Consider the following 18,357-nt stretch of genomic DNA (forward strand, 5'->3'; position numbering starts at 1 on the left):
GCCCCCAGTAATTCTTTTTTTGTGACTAGAACTTTTCTAACTTCACTCCCTCTTTCTATTCAATAAGTCATCTAAATCAGAGGATGTCCCTCCCGCACTATTTCTTAAAATGCCTTCATTATTTTTATCTAAAATTACGTCTATTATTAAATTTTGATCGCCATTAACAATCAAATCTACCATAATTCCTCCCATCGGATCGTGTTTGACGGTATCGTAATCAACTTCATAAGATTGAATAACACCATCTGCCGTAAAAGCTTTAGGATCGTTATTTTTTATAGTTCTTTCATAAACACTTTCTTCGCTTCATTACTCTTTACAACCTTCACCATTTCATCGTTAAATGATTTTTTATCCATATATATTTTCCCTCCTATAGCTACTATTATTAGTAAAATAATTGTTATAACTAATAACGCTTTATGTTTCTTTTTCATTCTAAGCACTCCCTGTAGTTCCTCTTTTATCTCTAAACTGCAATATATTCTTAGAAAGCCTCATTGTATTTTTTACACTTAGCTGTTGATCTTTTAAATAACTTTATATTATCCCTATCTTTATCTGTGAAATTACTTGTCACTTGCAACACCTTCTGATAAATAATCATCTAATTCTTCTGTTATATCTACACCTGTCGATTGAACGTCACTATATTCACCATTCTCTGACATAATGTATTTAGTTAAGCCTGTTGAAAACGCTAATTTTTTTTCACCATTAACAAATCCCCCAAACATTATTCCTCCCATTGGATTACGCTTTATTGTAGTATAGTCAATGTTAATTTTATGAATTCTCTTGGATGTACCTTTAGCTTTTAATTCTTTTTCTATTATCGATTTGTTATCATTTACAACCTTTACCATTTCATCATTGAATGACTTTTTATCCATGTATATTTTGCCTGCTACAGCTACTATTATTAGTAAAATAATTGCTATAACTAGTGAAAAGTTATGTTTCTTTTTCATTCTAACCACTACTTTCCCAATCTCATTGAAGAGTGTCTTGCTCTGATTGCAGTCTCTATAGGACATTTTGAACTTGTTGCGAATTGTCTGTGCGTTTTGTTTTAAACGTGCGTAATTCTTGTGGGGATCATTTAATTCAATTTCCAACCATCAATTTCTTATCTTATTGTAAAAAAAATATACCACTCATTAGTTTAACACAAGAAGCTATATATTTTTTTCAAAATATTTTGAAAATTTCATTTTTTTTGAGATTACATTCTCGAATACGTTACCACGCCAAGCTCAGTTTTTTCATTTTTAGTTCAACTTAAACAGTAAGCTGTCATACTTTTAAATGAACTATTTTACTTATATCTAGCTGTCATTTGAGGTTAAAAATAACCTACTGAAAAATTTTTTTGTTATTTTTCCTTATATATAAGAGAGCATTTTTTTGTGTTATTTAATCGTATTTGTAAGAAAAATTATGTTGCGTGTTCGTATTCTTTTCGGATATACTTAAGAGGTAGAATAGAACGAGGGACACTTCTCTCTCTTTGGTCGCCAAGTATTGCGCATCATCAGCTCTACAAGTAATCGCTGTGATTTGCAATAAAAAACAGCTCATACTAACATGAACTGTTCAAATCAGAATATAAAAATAAATTGGCACTTCAAAGCCTGGCAGCAACCAAGCATTTGAAGCCTTGTAAAGACAGCAGAAACTGCCCAAACAAGTTGCCAATAGTGCTAGCAACATGTACTAGCTTCTTTCATTGTACCTAAAGTTTGCCTATTTTTCTATAGGTTTCTTGGATTCTCTTTGGGTTACTTTAAATGAGTGGTAGATGATTCTTTGGACTATTGTGAACGATATTGGGTGATGTTACCTGATATCGTTTTTTTCTATTCTACAAATCTAGTAAAAGGAGGTTTCGTTCAAAGTAAAGCAAATAATTCATTATAGATATAGGACAAGGAGAAAACGTTCGCTTCGTTCACCTTGTACTTTGCATCATCCACTCTGCTCTTTGGTCAGTTGTGTTGGTGCAAAGCAAAAAGGCACTTCACCATCTGACAGCAATCACATGATGAAGCCTTGCATAGACAGCAGAAACTATCTATACAAGTTGCCAATTGCTAGCACAAAAGCACTAGCTCTTTTTATTGTACCTAATTTTACTGGGATTTTCTAGTCTGTCTGGAAACTTTTGGTTGGGATTTTGTATTTTATGGAGGATTTGGGCTTTATCTAGGAGATTGATGACGGTATTGGTGGTTCACGAAAACTACAGTAGCGTTTTTTGTTTTGCTTTGAGAAGAAAGTGATAGGAATACGGACAGGCTTAGAAAAATCATCCATAAGTCGTTTTTATCACTGGTTTGTTTAATAGTTGCCCGAGTCAATGCTCAGATAGATGAGTTACGTATATGAGGCGTTGGATGTTGTTGTTCAGCGCTTCGTGTTACTGGTTTTAAGAGTACTTTTAAAATGGGAGGAAATGGGTTATGAAAAAAGAAGGTCAGAGTTTAAAGGTGATTCCTTATCAGGATATTACGGATTTGCAGCATACGTTGAATCGGTTGCAGTCTTAGGAGGAGCCACTTGCTGTGTTGGATCATTTTTTTCAGTTTCGGAAAGGACCGATTAATAAGAAAAAGGTTGTGAAGGAGTATTATGCTTGTGGGCATTTGTTTCATGCTTTTTTTGAGGAGTTTTTGAGGTTGATGGAGATTGAGGAGGAGAAGGTTAGGAAGTTGGATGGAGAGAGGAAGATTACGGGTGAAGTTTTGACGAAGTGATGTTGATAAAAATAAACTAGGTTCACTACGTTGAGTGTTCCTAGTTTATAAAATCGTACTCTTACAAAAAATAGAAGCACTAATATCGTGCTCCTATTTTGGATATAAATGGTTTTAATTTTGTACTTCTCTTTTATACGTCCCTGGTGCTGTACCATCATATTTTTTCATAAATTCATAACTTGATTGATATTTTTGGTTCCCTTGTATCCAGTTACCAGTATATGTTGCATTTTTTCGCCCTGGTAATTTAACAGAAAAGTCAAAGAGACTTTTTTTACCTAATGTGAGGCTATCCAAATTCTCTGTATCTTCAAACATAAAACTCATAGTTGTTATTTTACCGGTATCCCAATTACTTACATCTAGACTTGTTAAGCTACTTGCTCCACTAAACATACGATACATGCTTGTTACTTTCCCTGTATCCCATTGTCCTAAATCCAGACTTGTTAAACCACTTGTTAAACGAAACATACCATACATACTTGTGACGTTACTGGTATTCCACTTACTTACATCTAAATTAGTTAAACTGCTTGCACTTAAAAACATATCAGTCATATTTTTCACATTACCTGTGTCCCAGTTACTTACATCTAGACTTGTTAAGCTACTGGCTTCATAAAACATTCTATCTACATTTTTTACATTACTAATATTCCACTTACTTACATTTAGATGTGTTAAATCTTTTACCTTGGCAAACATATAGCTCATACTTGTCACTTTACTGGTATCCCAATTGCTTAAATCCAAACTAGTTAAGCTACTTGCTCCATCAAACATATGATTCATACTTGTTGCATTAGAGGGATTCCATTTACTTATACTCAAACGTTTTAAGCTGCTTGTTCCATTAAATACATAATTCATCAATGTTACACTACTAATATCCCAGTTGTTTATATCCAGGTTTGTTAAGCTACTTGCTCCATCAAACATATAACTCATAGTCATTACTTTACTGGTATCCCAGTTGCCTATATCCAGGTTTGTTAAACTACTTGCATTCCTAAACATACTACTCATAACCGTTACATTACTTGTATTCCAGTTACTTATATCCAAGTTTGTTAGACTGCTACTGCTAAATACGCCACCCATATAGGTTACATTCGTTGTATCCCACTTACTTACATCTAGACTTGTTAAACTACTCAGACCACTGAATGTTCCAGCCATGCTTGTCACATTTCTTGTATCCCACGTGCTTACCTCTAGACTTGTTAAGCTACTTAAACCACTGAATATTCCATCCATTTTTGTTACGTTACTTGTATTCCACTTACTTACATCCAGACTTTTCAAGCCACTTACTCCACTGAATACTCTAGTCATATGTGTTACCTTACTAGTGTTCCACTTACTTACATCCAGACTTGTTAGACTACTTGCTCCTTTGAAGATTTCATCCATTTTTGTTACATTACTTGTATCCCAATTACTTACATCCAGACTTGTTAGACTACTTGCTCCAGAAAATATTCCCTCCATCTTCGTTACATTACTTGTATCCCAGTTACTTACATTTAAACTTGTTAGGCTACTTGCTCCACTGAATATCCTTTCCATATTGGTTAGATTACTAGTATTCCACTTACTTATATCCAGGCTCATTAAGCCACTTGCTTTTTCAAATAGCCCAGTTAGATTTTTTACATTACTAATATTCCAGTTACTTACATCCAGACTCTTTATATTGGCGACTCCTTTAAACATTCCGCTCATGTATTCCGCATTAGAAGTATCCCAGTTACTTACATCTAAATCTGATAAAGAACGTGCACCCTCAAATATCGAACCCATATTTGTCATATTAGATGTATTCCAATTTGAAACGTTTAGACTTTTTATTTTATAAACACCGTAAAACATTCTACTCATATCAAGTACATTAGAAGTATCCCAGTTGGAAACATCTAAATTTAATAAATTACATGCATTAGAGAACATACCACTCATGTATTCTACATTAGATGTATCCCAGTTAGAAACATCTAAGCTGACTAGACTTCTCGCGCCAGAAAACATTGAGCCCATCTTTTTCACCTTAGAGACATCCCAATTGGATACATCCAGCTCTGTTAAGCTACTAGCTCCATAAAACATTCCGTCCATAGCTATGACATTAGATGTATCAAGTAACCCTAAGTTATTAATTGATTTTAAAGAGGATAGATATTCAAATACTATACTCGAGTATTTTGCTGCTTTAACTGGCTCAGTAAATGTAATTTGTTTTATCTTTTTCCCATTCAATAATTTTGAATTTTCGACTTGGTAAAGATATGGCTCATGCGAATCAGGAAATTCTCCACCGCCAAAAGTCAAAGTCTCTGACTCTTCATCCCACCACCACGGAACAGTTCCGTACCGTCCATCTTCTTCTGTCACATGGATTGTACTCACAGCTTCTTTATTATCTTCAGTTCTAGCAGTGATCGTCGCTTCACCCACCTGTATTCCTTTAATCATTCCATCTTTTGAAATGCTTACTACAGAAGGATCCGAAGAAGACCATTTCATTTGATTGATTGTCGCATTTTCAGGGACAATCGTTGCGGTTAACTGCTCACTCTGACCAACTTTTAAAGAGACGTTCTCCGGTTGAATTTTCAATGTGTCTACAGGAATTCGCTTGGGGACAATCGTAACCTCAGCAGTTGCAGTTTTTCCATTATCGATAGATGTTGCAGTAATTGTTACTGTTCCTAACATATCAAACAATACCGAAACTTCACCAAATTCATTGATACTCACATATTTGCTGGAACTTTTCCATTCCACACCTTGGTAGGTTGCATTGGTTGGAGAGAAAACAGCTTCTAGTTTGTACGTATCTTCTATTCCCATCGTAACTTTTTTGGGTTCTATTGAAATAGTATCGACAGGGACATAATTAGCATTTTCTTGATTTAATATAGTATGAATCATTGCAAACTTTTCTTTAGAAATTTTTGATCCCATTGAATACAGGGTTTTCTTTTCTACAGGACTTGATACATATGCAGCGAATACTCCAGTTATTCTTGAATTCAAATCATAGATTGGAGAGCCACTTTGTCCTTTAGTACCATCAAACAATGTAAAAATTTGATCTTTTTCCCAAGATTTCATTTCATATTCTTTCCCATTCATTTGATAGGTTATTTTCTCATCAATACTTTTTGTAGCAGTATACATGCAGAAATCGCTCTGATTATTTACTGATGCGGGGTAACCACTAGTCACAAATGTATCTCCTACTTTATCTTGATAAGTCAAGCCAAACCAACCCGTTTTCTCACCAATATTTCTGTCTAATTTCACCAAAGCAAAGTCTGTTTCATTTGTTGGTGCTTCTTTATATTTTTTTAAAATATAGATTTTCTCAATTTTTGCTTCGCCAAAAGCTTTGTTATCATACCCATTACGTGCTGGAACAAATTTACCATCCGTTAAAAATTGCTGACTCCAAACAACATGGGCAGCAGTCAATACAAGGTTCTTCTGTATCAACGCCCCACTGCCTACATGACCGGGATATTCAAATTGCCCTACAGCTGAATACGGAGATTCACTTGTATTTTGAACTTTTATTCGATCATCTTCACCTATGATTCCTAACTCTCTATTTAATCTTAAATTAGCTGGAAAATTTGCATCCAGTTGTTCAGGCATTCCCTCGTAAAGGGTATCACTAAAAGAAATTACTGTTTCCTTTTTTGTTTTTACATCATACTCTATAAAATCGTACTCATCACCTTTTAACTCTTCGGCATGTGCTTGACTAAAACCACCAACCAACATCATTACTAAAAAACTTACTAACAACAATTTTTTTATCATACTCTTCTCCTTTTCCAATCCGTAATTCCCCTTTTATTTATTCTCCTTATATAATATTTATTACAATTGTCATTATATATTATAAATTATATTTTTAATATAGAACAAATGTTTTTTTATTTAGAATGAAATTTTTAAAAAAAACACTATTAACTGTAGTAAAAGAAAAAATAGACTACAATAACTGATTAGTTAGAGTGATCTTAGTTTCTATTCTCCAGTCATTAAAAATGAAAAGGCTCATTCTCTATTTTGAAAATCCTATACGAGTTGGTTCCATCAACTTATTCAATTAAATACTTTCCACTTTTAAATTAATGCTAGATTCGTCTTTTTTCTCAACACCAACAATGATTTATGATAAAAAAGAAGAGTTTAATAATCATCCCTTATCAGGATTTTACGGATTTGCAACATATGTTAGATAGATTCCCGTTAATTGGTAACGTATCTTTTTATTAAATTTATTTTATCTGCATTTTTAATTTCTATTTTACAGATATATACATTCGTTTATTTACTTATTTATTCAATTTCTAATAAATATTGTTTCATTATAAAAACTAACTATTTTTAAAAATCTTGAACTTTTACAGTTTTTTTTCATATTTTATTCTTTTCATCTATATTTATATCTGTTTCAACTGAGTGACTTCCATCAGGTTTATCAGCATAGATTTCACTAATTTGAATATTTTCCTCATCGGGTATCATCTTTATCCATACTTCCGATGTCTCTACATCACTGATATAAACTATATTATTATTTTTAGACAATATAATCGCTTGAACAAAATTGCTAAACCAGTCATAAATGTTCATTGATAGTATATCTAATTCGATATCCGCTCTGTACTCTCCGTATGTTTTATCATCCACACACAGTTTAGAGGAATATTCTTCAAACTGAATAGCAAAACCCATTTTCTACAATACCAAGGTTAAAATAAAAAATCAAAGCAAGGTTTCCACTACTTGTTTTGATTTTCTTTAATACTATTTTATTCTATACATTGTTTCTAAATCTCCACTAGTTCTTGATACATGTACTTTTTTATTCATTCAAGTTTCTGTATTTACATTGGTATGTTTCTTATTATTGCGTCCTGCTTTGGTCACAATATTTTGGGTAACTGATTAGTATAGTTTTAGCTTACTAGTCAAAGAATTTTACCTCCTTTAATAAATATCAATTCTTGAAATGTCAACTTCTATATAATCATTTTGTTTAATGTCCTTGGGAATATCACCATCAGATAAATCTATTTTAAGTTCTCCGATTTGCATAATTTCGCTTGCCTCATCTACAAGTTGACCTTGAATATGATAACCATTTTCATTTTTACCTATTTCATATTCTTTATTAAAGCTTTTAACAATATCTTTAACATTAAATCCGTATACGATATCTGAAAATATATCCCCTTCTGATATATTACAATCACTACAAAAACATTCTATAGAATATCTTCCATCAGACAATGTAATATCCGCCTCTCCTGAGTCTTCATCTATCCAGTTAATTTTTTTTACAATAATCATCTTATTTCCTCCTATGGTATCAAACCTAAACTAGGTGCTCTTTTGGCAAGCTCTTTTATAGATTTTAAATGTAAGGTAGTAATATTACCTGTTGCTCTATCTAATCCTACAAATGCATATTTAACACTTCCTTCACCACCAACAAGTATGACATATCCGTTCATTTCGGGAACAAATTGTCCTTCCTTAATTACATGATTTGCGTTAGTCAAACAATCGGCTACTATTTATCTATTCCGCAAAAAAAAACTCTTAGATTCGACAAAGATATTATACCTTTCACAATCCTTGTAATAATATAAATAAAGTCAATAGATCGTTAAGTTATCCTAACGTTACCATTGACTCTATTATTAGATACTACTATCTTTTAGCAGTCAAGAAATCCATAAAACATCTAACACTTTGACCCAAATTAAATCTTCTTTTTGATTTTATATTGTAAGAATATTTTTATTCAATACACCAGCAGAAAGATTGGAATATAAAAAAAACAATTTGTATAAGTTCTGTATCAGAGAAGTGAGTTTCTGCCACTATAGACCTTCATAAATCTAAATTCTCTATTTTTCTATTAGAAATTTTTTTGTCCATCACATTCTAATTTTATACCTACTTTTTTCTCGCTTCTTATCCATGAATCATGATTAATTAATTCAATCATCGTCAACATAATCACTCCCATTAAATATTTTAAATTCTACATTACCTCTAATGAATTTCTTTTTTAGTGAAAAAAACACCTAAAATAGTTTAGCTAAATAAATTAGCATTAAATATTATTCCAAAGCATTTTTCAACATTTTCTCAAGCAATTCTTCAATAGTATTGAATTTTTCAATCAGCTCGCCAGAAGGATTATCAAGTTCACAAAACATGTTTGAAGACTTTTCGTAAACAAACCAGCTAATATTTGATTCTCCTAAAAAAATAAATTGTTTGTTCGTTTCAACTTCATACCAGATTTTATTATATTCAATTAATCCATATATCCTCTGTTTGATGCCATCATCACTGTCTAATAAGTATTCATCAGTACCATATAGAATTGTTCCATTGAATTCTAAACCATTAATTTCTTTTAACACATCGGTGAAACTAACTGGAAACTTAAATGCAAACTCAGTTAAACTTTTTTCATTTAAACTTGATAATTCATTATCAGTTACGCCTCGATTTACAAGTTCTTCATAGTTCTTTTTTTCTCTTATTATATCTTTCAGTAACTTCTTCCACATTTATACTATCCTTATCTTTCGATGGAAAAAATCTTTTTCTCTCATCTACTGTATTATTTATAAAATGTGTCTATGTTCGAGAATTCAACGCTATAGTTTGTTGTTACTTCGTTTTCTAACAGCCCCAACAACTTATTTTCTAACACGTCGAAATAGAACCAATTTATCTTAGATTTAAGTAATTTACCTAGTTGTTGATAGTCATTATCAGAAGCATTCCTAATTATCTAAAGTCACAAATTATCTATCATTACAATCCAATAACCATTTACAAGCTTCCTCTTTCTCCAATATAACAGGTTCATCCAACGAACCAATATTAATCGATTCCACCATCGCTTTATCTAAATTAATAATATTTTTAAGCACTACACCTTTAAAAATCGTCTCTTCAATATTTACAAGTTCAAAATCAACATTGGCGAGTGTAGCATGACTAAAATCTGCCTCCCTTAAATCACTAGCAATAAAGCTACTGCTCTTAATTGTAGAAAATGAGAAATCTGATTCTGGTAAATCCGCCTTTAGAAAATTAGTTTTGTCGATTTTGGCTTGTTTAAAAGAAACAAAATCTGCTTTCGCCTTAGTAAAATTAACATTAATTATATTAGTTTTCTTGAAACTAGAAGAATACAATTCAGTTCTAAAGAAATCTGTTCCTTTGATGATCATCCCATCAAAAAAGCATTCTGTTAAACTTGCTTCTGTCAAGTCAACATTTTCTAGATTACTTTTTTCAAAATTAGCTTCCTCTAAAATAAGTTTGGTTCCTTCTCTGCCTAAAGACTTCACATATAGACTGTGTAGTTTTAGCTGCTCATTTATAGTTGTTTTAATGAAGTATATCCTCCTATGGAAAATCGGCTATTTTTTTTTAATACCGATACACACTACTCACTTATTCGTTTTTGGTATTCGTCTTTCCACGCAAAATTATTCTTAATATACTTATACAAAGCTGGAATATCTTCAATCGCATCTTCACATATCTTTCTAAAAGTCTCTTCTAAAAAGTATTCTTCCTGTGAGGGAAATTCTTCTTTATCAAACTGATCCTTATAATATTGATACATTACCTTTGGAGACAAACTATAATTTATATTTTTCCTTCCAAAAAAACCTTTTATGACCGTCCATTCTAATTTCCCAGAAAATGATTCCACACATCTCTTTAATTCATCGTATGCTACTGAATCTACATTATCTTGAAAACGAAAGACTAATTCTGGAATCTTTAAATACTTATTATGGTCCAAGTACATCTCGTATCTCAATTGTTTTGTAGGAAAATTCTCTTTAAAATATTTAGCGATCATTCTTTCATTGTTCATTTGCTTTACAACTCACTTCCTAAGACCATAGCCTTAATAGCAATTAATTCAGAATTAAACAAGTAAAAAACAAGATTTTGAGAAATAATTTTCATATCATATTCTTTTGTATTGTTAAAATATAGTACAAAATAGTCATCATCCGCAAACACTAAAACTTCATTACAGCTGGTTTCTTCGTTGATGTTAATTATTGGAAAACCATTCTGTTCCCTAACAATTTTACTGGAAATCAAAGTAATTTCATCGTTTACTTGTTCTGGGAATACACATTCTATTTCTCCCAAGACCCCTTCCTCATTGATCCACATCATTACGCTCTGCTCAATACGGTACGGAGTAAAATTATCATCCATTTTCTCAGTTAAAATATCAAAATTTCCTATAGATTCTTCAAAACTATTTTTAATTTTTATTGTACTACAAACTACTTCTTTTATTTTCACTAGCACTCCTCATTAACTATTTAGTTATGCCATCATATCTTATTTAATCTTACTTACATTCCTCTTACATATAGTTAATCTTGTTTTTGATACACTCAATGGTTATTTACTGACTAACGCAATCTCAATAACTTCACAGTTATTAATTGAATTACAAACCGCTTTCAATAGCTATTTGTAAGTTTATAGAGAAGTTAGGACCTGCTATCTAAAACTTAATCACTTGATTACCAATCTTGTAATATAATCCATTTTATTCTTTAATCATTATCGGGCACTTCTTCTTCCAATCTATAAATGGCTATTTTCCCTTCTTTAAAATAATGAAGTCTTCCACATACTCTACATTCCCAAATAGAACCTGAAGGCATTTTATCGACAAGCTCCTCTACAGTTTTTGGATTTGATTCTAGCACATCGTAATATTCCTTCTCAGGAAAAACCATTAATGGATTTGTTGTCTCTAAGGTTTCATCATTGAGTAAGTTTCCGCATAAACATCTTATTTTCATAGTTAAAACACTCTCCTATTTTATAAATATAATTCTATCAACTACATCTTTTCCGTATCTACCAGTCAATCTAGAAATTATTTCATTCATTTGTTTTTGGGAAAAGTTTGCTTTAGATATATCATAGATAATCTCACCCGTTCCATCTACTTGTTTCAACGCATTACCTACTTTCGTAATCAACGTATTAATGTTATTCCCGTTAAGGGTCTTAATTTCAGTTTTCACCCCATTAACAAGAAGATCAGGAGTTTTACCAACATTGGGAGCTTCTGGAATAAGTTGAACATTTTTTCCTTGTTCCAAAAGTGATTCTACTACTTTTTGCTCATCTATAGTGAGTGATTCAAAAGATTTCAATGACGCATCTAATTTACCTTTGGCTCCACTACTCTTCTCCACTATCTTAACCCGTTCACCAGATTTTTCCAAATCCCTTAACATTTCCAACTCTTTAGCAGTCAACTTCACGCCATCTAGCAAATGATCCCCTTTTTTCATCAACTTCGCTGCTTTAATAACATCCTTCACCTTATCAACCGGCGTAACTGCTAAAATAAGAAAAATACTCGACTTCACTCTTTGTCCTGTACTTGATCCATCGTCCAGCAAAACTTCCACATCATCTAAATTAAGCAACATCTTGATTGTTTCAGGTCCAAGCTTCATCAACATTTCCCAATCTTGTTTGCCTAATAATTTATTGTAATCGAGGGTACGTTTCTGATCTATTTTTCCATTTTTATAAATTGCAAACTGTTTCCCATCGTGATCTTCATGAATTACAACGATTTCGTAGCGGTCATCTTTGTTCTTCTCATTAAATGCTTGAATGTTTTTAAACCAGTCTTGGTCTTTCCATGACATTTTCTTATAACCATTGACACCACCAATAAAATTGCCAGCGTTTCCCAATACTGCTAAGCCTTGTTCAATCGAAGAAATCACTGTTTGAACCTCTGAAAAATCACTTCCATGTGCAGCTTCAAAAATTTTATACTTTTCTAAAATCTCGATTTCTTTGGCTTTTCCAAGCATGCTTCGTTCCATGAAAAACTTATTGATAAATGGCACATCTTCAAAGACTTTCGCCGCTGCTTCCATCAAGATATCGTTCTCAGCTTGTAAACTTCTTAATTCTTCTTTTAATTGTTCTAGATGCTCTGTATTTAACTGATTTTCAGCTGCGCCCACTTCAGATGTAAACGCCGAAACATATTCAGTTGTTGCATCATCCACTTCATAGAGTGCATTAAAAATCGCATCTGACACCGTTGTATAACCGTCAAAATAATTTCTCGAAGAACCCCAGCCTGTCCCAGATAATTCTTTTGCTCCTTTAAATTGTTGCTGTGCTTGGTTGAATGATTTAAACTGGCTGACGATTTTTAAGCGTTGTGTGGTGATTTCACTTGATAGTTCAGTCCATTCACTATAATCAATTTTTGGCATCTTTTTCCTCCTCTTCTTTTCGTTGAAGGAGGATGAGGTCTTCTTGCAACTGCTCTTGTTTTCTTTGTTCTGATTGACTTAGTATATGTAACTCCTCTTGTCCTTCTTCGAAATGACGCATGATTGAATGCTGTTCTTGTTCTAAATCCTCTAAATCGATGGTTGCCGAACGTTCTGCATGCGTTCCTTTGCTGTAATAGAGGATTTCATTTAAGACTTCTCTTTGTCTTTGATGTAAACGAGCAATATCCTGTATTAGATGTGTGGTTTTATTTTCTTTCTTTTTCAAGTCTCTCACATGATCTTCTACTTCATCTGCCTGCCACCGCACTTTTCTTTTCTTGTCCTCAATCATCATCTAGTTTTTCCCTCTTTCAGCTTTTTCAATTGCTTGATGGATCGTCATCAGTTTTTTTACATCACTAGACGCATAGCTTTCAAAATTACTGATACTTGAGGATAAAGAGGTTAAACTACTTTTTAATCCAGATGCAGCAGAACTTTGAGAGAAGGAAAATGATTTTTTCGTTGAAAATGAGACATCTGATAAACTACTAGTAAATTGCATTGTAAGGTCACTTACGACTCCTTGATTGGTACTGATTTCTGTCATTTTAAAACTCCTTTTTAACTTTTAGTTTCATAATACAATCTTAGCATTCATTAACTAAATAAAAAAGGACATTAAGTTTACTATTTTAGTAAACTTTCTCTATTGTTCTATTGAAACAAAAAAAAGCCGTCTCCACGGCTCTTTCAATTTGTTTAAAATTGCATAATCGTTCTTAGATTTTTTAAAGTGTAGTAGAGAATTTCGTGTACTTTTTTCAACTACTTACTCTTTAAAATTTTCCATAATACAGCCAAAACACCCACTGAGTATTCCTTATAGTTTTTATTCACTAAATAAGCTAGCGTAACCTTATCCTTCAACGTGAACCTAAAAAAGAAGCGTCGATTCCAACTAAGCATCCATCCGTCAAGTTGTTGCTCAATTCTAGCTTTCACTATTTGATCTGCTCCATCCACATATAATAACACTAAATCATAAAAATAATCTTTGCTGCTTTCTTCTCCAAGAATTTTGATGACGTTTAGCTGAAAATAAGCTTCCTTTTTCTCTTTAAATAGAGGAAGCAACTGCTCCTTGATATCTAGTGAATAATGATGGATCAACTGATCTACAGCTTTATTTCTCACGTCTCTTGAAGAATCCGATAAACATGCAATATAGTGCGGTAACTGCTCCTTTACCGGTAAACAGCTTATCCAATTCAATACTGACACTCTTATTTTCTTTTTACTTGAATGGATCATAGGTAACATTCGTTCTTTGTCTCTCTTATCTTGCAAAATCGCTAAGCCGTGAATGGCGTTGATGGGATTTTCTTCTATACGCTGAAGATAATATTCTCTACAATCAATTTTCGGGAAATGTTTTTTTACATACTCCAGTGCTAAATGTTTGATCGACGTTGTTTGATCCAATAATCGGGGAATCATTCGTACTTCTTGGTCTCTGTTGTTGTAGCACCACTCACAGGCTAGTTTTCGAATGATCATTTTAGGATGCTCTAATAGTTGCATCAAATACTTTTCTTCCCACTGTTTTTCTTTACATATTTCGTTGAATGTCCAACTTAAAATGACTCTATCTGTTTGTTTCAACCCATTTTCTATTGCCTTGATTCTATCAGGCTCATTTCCCATAAAACTTAATTCAAATCCATACCTAGAAATAGACCTATCTTTGTTTGCTTGTGCTTTTCTCAATAAGGCAAAGTTGTTTCGAAAATATGTATTGAGTTGAGTATATATCGCTAAATTTTCTTTCTGTTCTAAGTCCTTTAGTCTTTGGATCAAAGGAAGTGAAAAAAGAATTGTTTCTTCATTTTCCTGTAACACTAATCTGTTCACTTCTTGTTCCGCGTATTTTCTTACTTTTTCGATATGGTCATTCAAGGTGACAAGTAAAAAAGGTAAGGTATTCACGTAAGATACTGTCATCAATGTTTCCAGTGCGACTTCTCTAACATAGCCATTTGGATGGCAAACGAGCCAAGACCAAAATGAGCCAGAATTATGTTGAGAAAGACGAACCAAAGTTGACTCATTTATATCTAGCCAGTTCCAATCACTGCGTCCGTAAGAAAAGGCGCGTAATTGCTTGAAGGTCGTGACAAAATCTTTCGGCGCTTGTTCTTCAATGAAATAACCTAAATACTTTGTATAGGTTTCTTGATTTTCTTGATCAAAAATAATTTTTTTATAGCAATATTTTATTGCAGAAGCGACATTTATTATTTTGGGCTCCTCGTTTTGCAATACCAACAATGTTTGATTCATTTTATTTCCTCACTTGTACTTAATTATTGAATGTCTTTTATTTGTTACTGCTATTTTAACATAAGATGCTTCCCCTTTTGATTTTACTTCAGGCTCAATAATAGCGTTTTACATTGAAAAAACTAGCACATAAGATTTATTGATCTCACATGCTAGCCTCTTCATATACGTAAGTGTTTGTTACTTATTCAACTTGCAAAACGCTATTATTCTGTTTTCTCTTTGCTAACGATCAACTCTTCTTTTTTTAAAATTTCATCTAATGAAAAATCAAAGAAGAAACTCAGTTCTACTAAGGTATCAATATTTGGATACGATCGGTCATTTTCCCAACGTGACACAGTTTGTCTTGTCACATGAAACCTGACAGCTACTTGTTGTTGTGTTAAATTTTTCTGTTCTCTGCGAATTTTTAACAATTTACCAATCTCCATAATGGGTTTTCCTACCTTCAAAAAGTTCTTTTGGTGCAAAGTTTTGTTTAACTTCACATAAAAAACTATGTAACAATAAGCCGAATTCTATTTCTGCTAGTTGTTTTTCCGAGGAACTTGCTTCAGCAAAGAAGTAATTCCCTCAATGATTGTTACTAACATATTTCTTCATCGCGTCCCTCCTATTTTTGTTATCTTAAATATCACATACTAAACCAAATTTAAAAAGCAATTTTAATGTTACATCACTTGATATTCATAATTTTTTGGTAATTTTTCATGATCATTTGTTGTTTTTTATTCACTTAATGAGACTTTAAAAAGAAAATAAAAAACACCCCTATCAGATTTCCTTGCTAATAGAATTCTAGCTCAAACTGATAGGACTGTTTTTTATTCTTTTGTACGATTGACTACTTTCTCAATATCTTCTCCATTGCTTTTCCCTTAGCTAGTTCATCAATCAATTTATCCATATAACGAATTTTCTGCATTAGCTCATCTTCGATATCTTCTACGCGATAGCCGCAAATCACACCTTTTATCAGAGAAACATTTGGATTGATTTTTGGTGCATCTGCAAAAAACGTTTCTAACGTTACTTTATCCTCTATTTGTTTTTGTAAACCAGCTTCATCATAGCCTGTTAACCAAATCAGAATTTCATCAACTTCAGCTTGAGTCCGTCCTTTTTTTTCTACTTTTTTAATATATAATGGGTAAATACTTGCAAATGACATTGCAAATACTCTTTGATTTTTTGCGTCCATTTTTTTGCCACCTTTAATTATATTTTGCTCCTTTAAACGATTATATCCTTATTTTTAAAATTATGACATTTTAGTGCCTTCGTTTCTTTTTTTTTAGAGTCTCTAACACAACCATTAGTTGATTGATTTTTTGCTGTTCAAGTTGCTTGATGGTGGATGTAAGTAGTTTTATGCCCTCAGCTTTTTCTACTTTCATTTGTTGATCTATTGAAAGTACCTTTGTCACTACCCTTGTCTTTGCTACAGGCTCTTTTGATGTGTTCTTATTTTTATCTACTATTAATAGTAAACAAAAGAACAGCACTATCGCAATAATAACAATAAACATACTTTTTCAGCTCCTTATTTTAGTGAACGAAGTCCCTACTGACATAGATCTACTCATCAACAAGACGCCGTTCTTTCTTCTTATTTTGCCAGGGTTTATGAAGAAATACTAATTTTTTTGCACTGAAAAAAACCTTAACAAGATTGTTAAAGTTCTTTTCAGCTGTTATTATTGTCCTAAAATATCTACTATAAGCTGTGCGTGCATCCCTGAGCCTACAGGGAAACAATCTTCCATGATTTTGAATTTTGGATGATGATTCATATACCCGCAACCTTGAGCTGCAGTCCCACCACCTAAAATAAAGAACGAGCCGGGTTTTACATCCGTATACGCAGAGAAATCCTCGCCACCCATCATTTTAGGTGCTTCAAAGATTCTTTCTTTCCCAACAACTTTTTCAGCTGCCGCTAGTACTAAATCTGTTGCATCACTATCGTTATTGACTTCGCTGTACCCAAGTAAGTAATCTAAATCATAAGTTGCATCATACATCTTACAGATTCCATCAATGATTGCTTCAATACGTTTTTGAATAGACACTCGTACCTCTTTATTGTTCGTACGAACTGTTCCTTGAATTTGAGCTGTATCTGGAATCACATTTGCCGTTTTTCCTGCATTGAATTCACCAATTGAAATCACCGCATTATCAAAAGGACTGATATTTCTTGAAACGATATTATTCAAGTTATTGATGATTTCGACTCCGATCATAATTGGATCAACAGATAACTCAGGTGTTGAGCCATGTGAGCCTTTTCCTTGGATTTTCAATGTAAAGACATCTGAAGCAGCACTTGCTGGTCCTTTTCTAGTGCCAATCATGCCAACTGGAATATTCGGTGCAATGTGCAAACCAAAAACCATATCAACATCATCCATTACGCCAGCTTCAACTAATAATTTAGCCCCGCCGGGTGGTTCTTCTTCCGCCGGTTGGAAAATAAATTTTACTGTTCCAGCTATTTTGTCTTGCATAGTACTTAACACTTTGACAGCCCCTAGTAACATTGCCGTATGGGTATCATGACCGCATGCATGCATTACACCGGGATTTTCAGAAGGAAAATCTACGTCTGCTTCTTCTACGATTGGTAATGCATCAATATCAGCTCTTAGCGCAATCGTTTTGCCTGGCTTACTCCCTTTTAAAAGAGCAATCACACTGTTTTCAGTCAATGAACTGACTTCTAGGTTGGGAAAATCCGCAAGAACTTTTTTGATATATTTAGCCGTTTCTACTTCATGAAATGATAATTCTGGATGACGATGCAAGTGTCTTCTCCATTTGATCATATCTGTCTGTGGCATTATTTCTTGAATAGTTGTCATTTAACATTCCTCCATTTTCCTTAATCAATTATT

The 18,357-nt window shown here is 32.8% G+C and carries 20 protein-coding genes; all 20 read right to left on the reverse strand.

Annotation, left to right across the window (positions count from 1 at the left end; all coding sequences use genetic code 11):
• Positions 1-42: 42 nt before the first annotated feature.
• Positions 43-282, reverse strand: coding sequence for a DUF1310 family protein (locus tag I586_RS17545; protein ID WP_341830610.1), 240 nt, complete (start codon positions 280-282; stop codon positions 43-45).
• Complete coding sequence (locus I586_RS17550) at positions 279-440, reverse strand: DUF1310 family protein (RefSeq protein ID WP_016249967.1); 162 nt, start codon at positions 438-440, stop codon at positions 279-281. The genes I586_RS17545 and I586_RS17550 overlap by 4 nt, the downstream gene beginning before the upstream one ends.
• 132 nt (positions 441-572) lie before the next feature.
• Entirely contained in the window at positions 573-974 is a 402-nt protein-coding gene (locus I586_RS16905; RefSeq protein WP_081630797.1) for a DUF1310 family protein, read from the reverse strand.
• Positions 975-2,873: 1,899 nt separating this feature from the next.
• A complete protein-coding gene (locus tag I586_RS16910) occupies positions 2,874-6,590 on the reverse strand; it encodes a BspA family leucine-rich repeat surface protein (protein WP_016249968.1) in 3,717 nt (1,238 codons plus the stop codon).
• A gap of 603 nt (positions 6,591-7,193) precedes the next feature.
• Complete coding sequence (locus tag I586_RS04835) at positions 7,194-7,514, reverse strand: hypothetical protein (protein WP_010764285.1); 321 nt, start codon at positions 7,512-7,514, stop codon at positions 7,194-7,196.
• 255 nt (positions 7,515-7,769) lie between these two features.
• Positions 7,770-8,132, reverse strand: coding sequence for a hypothetical protein (locus tag I586_RS04840; RefSeq protein WP_010764284.1), 363 nt, complete (start codon positions 8,130-8,132; stop codon positions 7,770-7,772).
• Between the two features lie 11 nt (positions 8,133-8,143).
• Entirely contained in the window at positions 8,144-8,344 is a 201-nt protein-coding gene (locus I586_RS04845) for a hypothetical protein (protein ID WP_034701525.1), read from the reverse strand.
• 567 nt (positions 8,345-8,911) lie between these two features.
• Positions 8,912-9,370 carry a YrhA family protein gene (locus I586_RS04850; RefSeq protein ID WP_010764281.1) on the reverse strand — a complete coding sequence of 153 codons (459 nt, stop codon included), beginning with the start codon at positions 9,368-9,370 and terminating at the stop codon, positions 8,912-8,914.
• Between the two features lie 240 nt (positions 9,371-9,610).
• The gene (locus I586_RS04855; RefSeq protein ID WP_010764280.1) at positions 9,611-10,162 is read right to left on the reverse strand and encodes a pentapeptide repeat-containing protein; all 552 of its coding nucleotides are present in this window, start codon (positions 10,160-10,162) and stop codon (positions 9,611-9,613) included.
• Between the two features lie 98 nt (positions 10,163-10,260).
• Positions 10,261-10,701 carry a hypothetical protein gene (locus I586_RS04860; RefSeq protein ID WP_010764279.1) on the reverse strand — a complete coding sequence of 147 codons (441 nt, stop codon included), beginning with the start codon at positions 10,699-10,701 and terminating at the stop codon, positions 10,261-10,263.
• Positions 10,702-10,706: 5 nt separating this feature from the next.
• Positions 10,707-11,147: a hypothetical protein gene (locus I586_RS04865; protein ID WP_010764278.1), complete on the reverse strand. Its 441-nt coding sequence runs from the start codon at positions 11,145-11,147 to the stop codon at positions 10,707-10,709.
• A 260-nt stretch (positions 11,148-11,407) separates the two neighbouring features.
• Positions 11,408-11,659: a hypothetical protein gene (locus I586_RS04870; RefSeq protein WP_010764277.1), complete on the reverse strand. Its 252-nt coding sequence runs from the start codon at positions 11,657-11,659 to the stop codon at positions 11,408-11,410.
• Between the two features lie 15 nt (positions 11,660-11,674).
• Positions 11,675-13,111 carry a T7SS effector LXG polymorphic toxin gene (locus tag I586_RS04875; RefSeq protein WP_010764276.1) on the reverse strand — a complete coding sequence of 479 codons (1,437 nt, stop codon included), beginning with the start codon at positions 13,109-13,111 and terminating at the stop codon, positions 11,675-11,677.
• Entirely contained in the window at positions 13,098-13,469 is a 372-nt protein-coding gene (locus tag I586_RS04880) for a hypothetical protein (RefSeq protein WP_010764275.1), read from the reverse strand. Before I586_RS04880 ends, I586_RS04875 begins: the two co-directional genes overlap by 14 nt.
• Positions 13,470-13,724: a DUF3130 family protein gene (locus I586_RS04885; RefSeq protein WP_010764274.1), complete on the reverse strand. Its 255-nt coding sequence runs from the start codon at positions 13,722-13,724 to the stop codon at positions 13,470-13,472.
• A 218-nt stretch (positions 13,725-13,942) separates the two neighbouring features.
• A complete protein-coding gene (locus tag I586_RS04890) occupies positions 13,943-15,457 on the reverse strand; it encodes a HEAT repeat domain-containing protein (RefSeq protein ID WP_010764273.1) in 1,515 nt (504 codons plus the stop codon).
• A gap of 206 nt (positions 15,458-15,663) precedes the next feature.
• Positions 15,664-15,891: a helix-turn-helix transcriptional regulator gene (locus I586_RS04895; protein WP_010764272.1), complete on the reverse strand. Its 228-nt coding sequence runs from the start codon at positions 15,889-15,891 to the stop codon at positions 15,664-15,666.
• 413 nt (positions 15,892-16,304) lie between these two features.
• Positions 16,305-16,661 carry a DUF2200 domain-containing protein gene (locus tag I586_RS04900; protein ID WP_010764271.1) on the reverse strand — a complete coding sequence of 119 codons (357 nt, stop codon included), beginning with the start codon at positions 16,659-16,661 and terminating at the stop codon, positions 16,305-16,307.
• Positions 16,662-16,731: 70 nt separating this feature from the next.
• Complete coding sequence (locus I586_RS04905) at positions 16,732-16,989, reverse strand: hypothetical protein (RefSeq protein ID WP_010764270.1); 258 nt, start codon at positions 16,987-16,989, stop codon at positions 16,732-16,734.
• 168 nt (positions 16,990-17,157) lie between these two features.
• A complete protein-coding gene (locus I586_RS04910) occupies positions 17,158-18,324 on the reverse strand; it encodes an amidohydrolase (RefSeq protein WP_010764269.1) in 1,167 nt (388 codons plus the stop codon).
• Positions 18,325-18,357: the final 33 nt, after the last annotated feature.

The sequence above is a fragment of the Enterococcus moraviensis ATCC BAA-383 genome (assembly GCF_000407445.1).
Lineage (GTDB): Bacteria > Bacillota > Bacilli > Lactobacillales > Enterococcaceae > Enterococcus_L > Enterococcus_L moraviensis.

Excerpts from the sequence above, each read along its gene's own strand:
- I586_RS17550 (WP_016249967.1), bottom strand. The coding sequence starts at position 440 with ATGAAAAAGAAACATAAAGCGTTATTAGTTATAACAATTATTTTACTA.
- I586_RS16905 (WP_081630797.1), bottom strand. The coding sequence starts at position 974 with ATGAAAAAGAAACATAACTTTTCACTAGTTATAGCAATTATTTTACTA.
- I586_RS16910 (WP_016249968.1), bottom strand. The coding sequence starts at position 6,590 with ATGATAAAAAAATTGTTGTTAGTAAGTTTTTTAGTAATGATGTTGGTT.
- I586_RS04835 (WP_010764285.1), bottom strand. The coding sequence starts at position 7,514 with ATGGGTTTTGCTATTCAGTTTGAAGAATATTCCTCTAAACTGTGTGTG.
- I586_RS04840 (WP_010764284.1), bottom strand. The coding sequence starts at position 8,132 with ATGATTATTGTAAAAAAAATTAACTGGATAGATGAAGACTCAGGAGAG.
- I586_RS04850 (WP_010764281.1), bottom strand. The coding sequence starts at position 9,370 with ATGTGGAAGAAGTTACTGAAAGATATAATAAGAGAAAAAAAGAACTAT.
- I586_RS04860 (WP_010764279.1), bottom strand. The coding sequence starts at position 10,701 with ATGAACAATGAAAGAATGATCGCTAAATATTTTAAAGAGAATTTTCCT.
- I586_RS04870 (WP_010764277.1), bottom strand. The coding sequence starts at position 11,659 with ATGAAAATAAGATGTTTATGCGGAAACTTACTCAATGATGAAACCTTA.
- I586_RS04875 (WP_010764276.1), bottom strand. The coding sequence starts at position 13,111 with ATGCCAAAAATTGATTATAGTGAATGGACTGAACTATCAAGTGAAATC.
- I586_RS04880 (WP_010764275.1), bottom strand. The coding sequence starts at position 13,469 with ATGATGATTGAGGACAAGAAAAGAAAAGTGCGGTGGCAGGCAGATGAA.
- I586_RS04885 (WP_010764274.1), bottom strand. The coding sequence starts at position 13,724 with ATGACAGAAATCAGTACCAATCAAGGAGTCGTAAGTGACCTTACAATG.
- I586_RS04890 (WP_010764273.1), bottom strand. The coding sequence starts at position 15,457 with ATGAATCAAACATTGTTGGTATTGCAAAACGAGGAGCCCAAAATAATA.
- I586_RS04895 (WP_010764272.1), bottom strand. The coding sequence starts at position 15,891 with ATGGAGATTGGTAAATTGTTAAAAATTCGCAGAGAACAGAAAAATTTA.
- I586_RS04900 (WP_010764271.1), bottom strand. The coding sequence starts at position 16,661 with ATGGACGCAAAAAATCAAAGAGTATTTGCAATGTCATTTGCAAGTATT.
- I586_RS04905 (WP_010764270.1), bottom strand. The coding sequence starts at position 16,989 with ATGTTTATTGTTATTATTGCGATAGTGCTGTTCTTTTGTTTACTATTA.
- I586_RS04910 (WP_010764269.1), bottom strand. The coding sequence starts at position 18,324 with ATGACAACTATTCAAGAAATAATGCCACAGACAGATATGATCAAATGG.